The 3,750-nt window shown below is 67.9% G+C and carries 4 protein-coding genes; 3 read left to right on the top strand and 1 reads right to left on the bottom strand.

Annotated elements, in window-relative coordinates; translation table 11 throughout:
* Nucleotides 1-21: 21 nt before the first annotated feature.
* On the bottom strand, nt 22-1,365 hold the full coding sequence (locus ACFWMR_RS33185) for a lysine N(6)-hydroxylase/L-ornithine N(5)-oxygenase family protein (RefSeq protein ID WP_093932132.1): 1,344 nt from the start codon (nt 1,363-1,365) through the stop codon (nt 22-24).
* 137 nt (nt 1,366-1,502) lie between these two features.
* On the opposite strand from ACFWMR_RS33185, the gene ACFWMR_RS33180 reads away from it, so the two are divergent.
* From ACFWMR_RS33180 to ACFWMR_RS33170, 3 genes are all read left to right on the top strand, one after another.
* Nucleotides 1,503-2,450, top strand: a complete 948-nt coding sequence (locus tag ACFWMR_RS33180; RefSeq protein ID WP_378381222.1) for a methionyl-tRNA formyltransferase — start codon at nt 1,503-1,505, stop codon at nt 2,448-2,450.
* 100 nt (nt 2,451-2,550) lie between these two features.
* On the top strand, nt 2,551-3,519 hold the full coding sequence (locus ACFWMR_RS33175; protein WP_378381221.1) for an RNA polymerase subunit sigma-70: 969 nt from the start codon (nt 2,551-2,553) through the stop codon (nt 3,517-3,519).
* Nucleotides 3,519-3,750, top strand: a 232-nt coding sequence (locus ACFWMR_RS33170; protein WP_378381220.1) for a pyridoxamine 5'-phosphate oxidase family protein, incomplete at its 3' end; no start/stop codon positions are given. The genes ACFWMR_RS33175 and ACFWMR_RS33170, both read left to right, overlap by 1 nt.

The raw sequence follows: 3,750 nt of genomic DNA, 5'->3' as shown, positions 1-3,750 counted from the left end.
CGTTCGAAAGCGCTGGGATCGTCAGGCCGGTCCGGTACCGCTCACGGCGTACTCCGGCCGGGACGCGCCGGCGGCGCGGCGGTCCACAACGGACTGGAGGATCTCGCCGACCCGGACCGCGGTGTTGGACAGCAGTGACGACGTGATGCCGTGGGTGTGCTCGGTGCCGCCCTGGAGGTAGACCCCGCCGTCCAGCGGCGGTTCGGTGACGATCCGGTAGTCGCGTTCGACGCGGAGCCTGCCCTCGTCGTCGCGTTTGCAGGCGGAAGCGAGCTCGCCGAGCAGCGGCGTCGGGTCCGCCGGGCCGTACCCGGTGGCGTACACGACGAAATCGGCGTCGAGCGTGGTCCGCTCCCCGGTCTCCAGCGCCTCGATGGTGACCCGGACCTCGGATCCGGTGTCGGTGACTTCGGTGGGGCGGGAGACGTTGATCAGCTTCAGCCGCTCGACCCCCTGCACCTTCTCGCGGTAGACGCGCCGGTACAGCTCGTCGATCAGGTCGATGTCCACGGCCGAGTAGTTGGTCGCGCCGTGGTAGCGCATCAGCCGGTCCTTGACCTCTTCCGGCGCCTCGTAGAACCGCCCGACCGCCTCGGGGTCGAAGATCCGGTTGGCGAACGCGCTGTCGTCGGCGGGGCTGTAGCCGTATCGCGCGAAGACCGCGCACACCTCGGCCCGCGGGAAGCGATCGTGCAGCAGCGCGCTGACCTCCGCCGCGCTCTGCCCGGCGCCGACGACGACGAACCGGCGGGGCTCCTCGGCGGCCATGCCCTCCACGCGATGCAGCAGTTCGCTGTTGTGCCAGATACGCGCGCCCGGCGTCACGCCTTCGGGGAGGTTCGGCCGCAGTCCGGTGCCCATCACCAGATTGCGGGCACGCAGGTTCACCAGTTCACCGTCGGTACGGGCGTGGACGTCGAAGAACACGATCTCGTCACCGTCGAAGACCGGCGTGACCGAAAGCACTTCGGTGCCATACGAAACCAGGTCGTCGACCTTTTCCGCCGCCCATTCGAAGTAGTCGTGGAACTCGATCCGCAACGGGAACAGGTTCTTGTGGTTGATGAAGTCGACCAGCCGGTCCTTGCTGTGCAGATACGAAAGGAAGCTGAAGGAGCTCGTCGGGTTCCGCATCGTCGCCAGGTCCTTGAGGAAGGAGACCTGCATGGTGGCGTTGTCGATCAGCATCCCGCGGTGCCAGCCGAACCGGGGCTGGCGCTCGAGGAAGTGGGCGGTGACGGTCTCGGCTCCGGGCGCGGCGTTGTGCTCGGTGACCGCGATGGCGAGCGCCAGGTTCGAGGGACCGAACCCGACCCCGACCACGTCGTAGACCGGAACCCGTTCACCGACCACTGCTCGTGCCATCTTGAACCCCTAGCGCGGCTCAGCCGCATCTCGGTACTTCGTTACAAAGACCAGGGAACCCTAACCTAAGTTAGGTGAGGCTCAACTAGTACTTTCAGTGGTGATGTTCATCCCTCGACCAGGAGGAGGCCGGTCCCATGCGGGTCGCCATGTTCGGATACCAGACCTGGGGACACCGCACCCTGCGGGCCTTGATCGACGCGGGCCACGACGTCGCCCTCGTCGTCACCCACCCGAAAAGTGACCACGCCTACGAGAAGATCTGGGCCGACTCGGTCGCGGATCTCGCCGAGGCCAACGGGATCCGCACCCTGCTGCGCCAGCGTCCCGACGACGCGGAACTGCTGGCGGAGCTGAAGGAAGCCGATCTCGACCTGATCGTCGCGAACAACTGGCGCACCTGGCTGCCGCCCGAGATCTTCGAGATGCCGCGCCACGGCACGCTGAACGTCCACGACTCGCTGCTGCCCGCTTACGCCGGGTTCTCGCCGCTGATCTGGGCGCTCATCAACGGCGAGAAGGAAGTCGGGCTCACCGCCCACATGATGGACGCCGACCTCGACGCGGGCGACATCGTCCTCCAGCGTTCGGTCGAGGTCGGCCCGAAGGACACGACCACCGATCTCTTCCACCGGACGGTCGATCTCATCGCGCCGATCACCACCGACGCCATCGAGCTGATCGCGAAGGGGAACTTCACCCCGGTCAAACAGGACAGGTCGAAGGCCAGCTTCTTCCACAAGCGTGCCCTCGAAGACAGTCTCATCGACTGGTCCTGGCCCGCCGACGAGATCGAGCGGCTGGTGCGCGCGCAGTCCGACCCGTACCCCAACGCCTTCACCCACCACCGCGGGAAGCAGCTGCGCGTCGTCCGCGCCTCGGTGTCGGACGGTCTCTACGGCGGCACACCTGGCCGGATCTTCATCCGGGAGGGTGAGGGCGTCGTGATCGTCGCCGGTCCCGAGGCCCGCCGCGGCCGTTCGCACGGACTCGTCATCGAGCGCGTCCGGACCGAGGACGGCACCGAACTCGCCGCCACCGAATACTTCCGGACGATGGGCGGTTACCTCACCGCCCGCCCCTGACCTGCGGTTTCAGGGTCCCGCGAAAAAACTCGTCGCGGGACCGATGAGTTCTCGCGAAGGGCGCCGTTACATCGGGTAAGAACACTCGATGGGAGGCGCCATGACCGAAACGATCGCCGCGGCGAAGGCGGGAGACCAAACCGCCTTCGCCGCGCTCACCGGACGGCACCGGCGGGAGCTGCACGTCCACTGCTACCGGATGCTGGGCTCGTTCGACGAGGCGGAAGACGTCGTCCAGGAGGCGCTGCTCAACGCCTGGCGGGGGCTGGACACGTTCGACGGCGGGAACTTCCGCGCGTGGCTGTACCGGATCGCCACCAACGCCTGTCTCGACGCGATCCGCAAGAACGAGCGGCGGGTGCCGTCGCTGCGCTCGTTCGCCGAAGTCCCTTGGATCCAGCCGTATCCGGACCGCCTGCTCGACGAGATCGCGCCGTCCGAAGCCGAACCGCACGCGCTCGCCGTCGCCAGGGAGACCATCGAGCTCGCCTTCCTCGCGGTCTTGCAGATGCTGCCGCCGCAGCAGCGCGCGGTGCTGATCCTGCGCGACGTGCTCGGCTGGCAGGCCGCCGAGACCGCGTCCCTGCTCGACCTCTCGGTCGCCGCCGCCAACAGCGCCTTGCAGCGCGGCCGCGCGACCCTGCGTGAACGCCTTCCGCAGCAGCGCGGCGAATGGTCGGTCGCGGAGGCACCGTCCGAAGAGGAACGGGCGCTGGTGCGCCGGCTCATCGAAGCCCACGACAACGGTGACTTCAGCACGATGAGCAGCCTGGTCCGCGACGACGTCCGCCACACCATGCCGCCGGAGCCGAACTGCTACGTCGGTCTCGAACACCTCGCCCGGCACGGCAGGATCGCCGAGGAGATGGGCGAATGGCGCGCGGTCGCGGTCGACGCCAACCGGATGCCCGCCTTCGCCTCGTACCTGCGCCGCCCCGGCGACACCGTCTTCCGCGCCTTCAAGCTCGACGTCCTCCGTGTCGTCGAGGGCAAGGCCGCGGAGTTCACCACGTTCGACAGCCACCTGTTCCCGGCCTTCGGCCTGGACGCCGTTCTGGAGGGAAAGTAATGCCGGAGAAGATGACCGACGAGCAGCGCCGCGCGTTTCTCGCCGAAGGCACCCGCACCGCCGTCTTCGCGACGGTCCGCCCGGACGGACGACCGCACGCGGTCCCGGTCTGGTTCGCCGTCGACGGGGACGACATCCTGGTCAACCTGGGCGCGGACACCGTCAAAGGCAGGACACTCAAGGAGAATCCCCGGGTTTCGGTGGTCGCCGACGATCCGCGTCCGCCGTTCT

It is taken from the genome of Amycolatopsis thailandensis, from assembly GCF_042723255.1.
In the GTDB taxonomy this organism is placed as follows: domain Bacteria; phylum Actinomycetota; class Actinomycetes; order Mycobacteriales; family Pseudonocardiaceae; genus Amycolatopsis; species Amycolatopsis thailandensis.
The sequence above is the reverse complement of the archived record's forward strand: the minus strand, read 5'-3'. Positions and strand labels throughout refer to the sequence as shown.

Coding starts and splice junctions, on each gene's coding strand:
- ACFWMR_RS33185 (WP_093932132.1), bottom strand. CDS start 1,365: ATGGCACGAGCAGTGGTCGGTGAACGGGTTCCGGTCTACGACGTGGTC.
- ACFWMR_RS33180 (WP_378381222.1), top strand. CDS start 1,503: ATGCGGGTCGCCATGTTCGGATACCAGACCTGGGGACACCGCACCCTG.
- ACFWMR_RS33175 (WP_378381221.1), top strand. CDS start 2,551: ATGACCGAAACGATCGCCGCGGCGAAGGCGGGAGACCAAACCGCCTTC.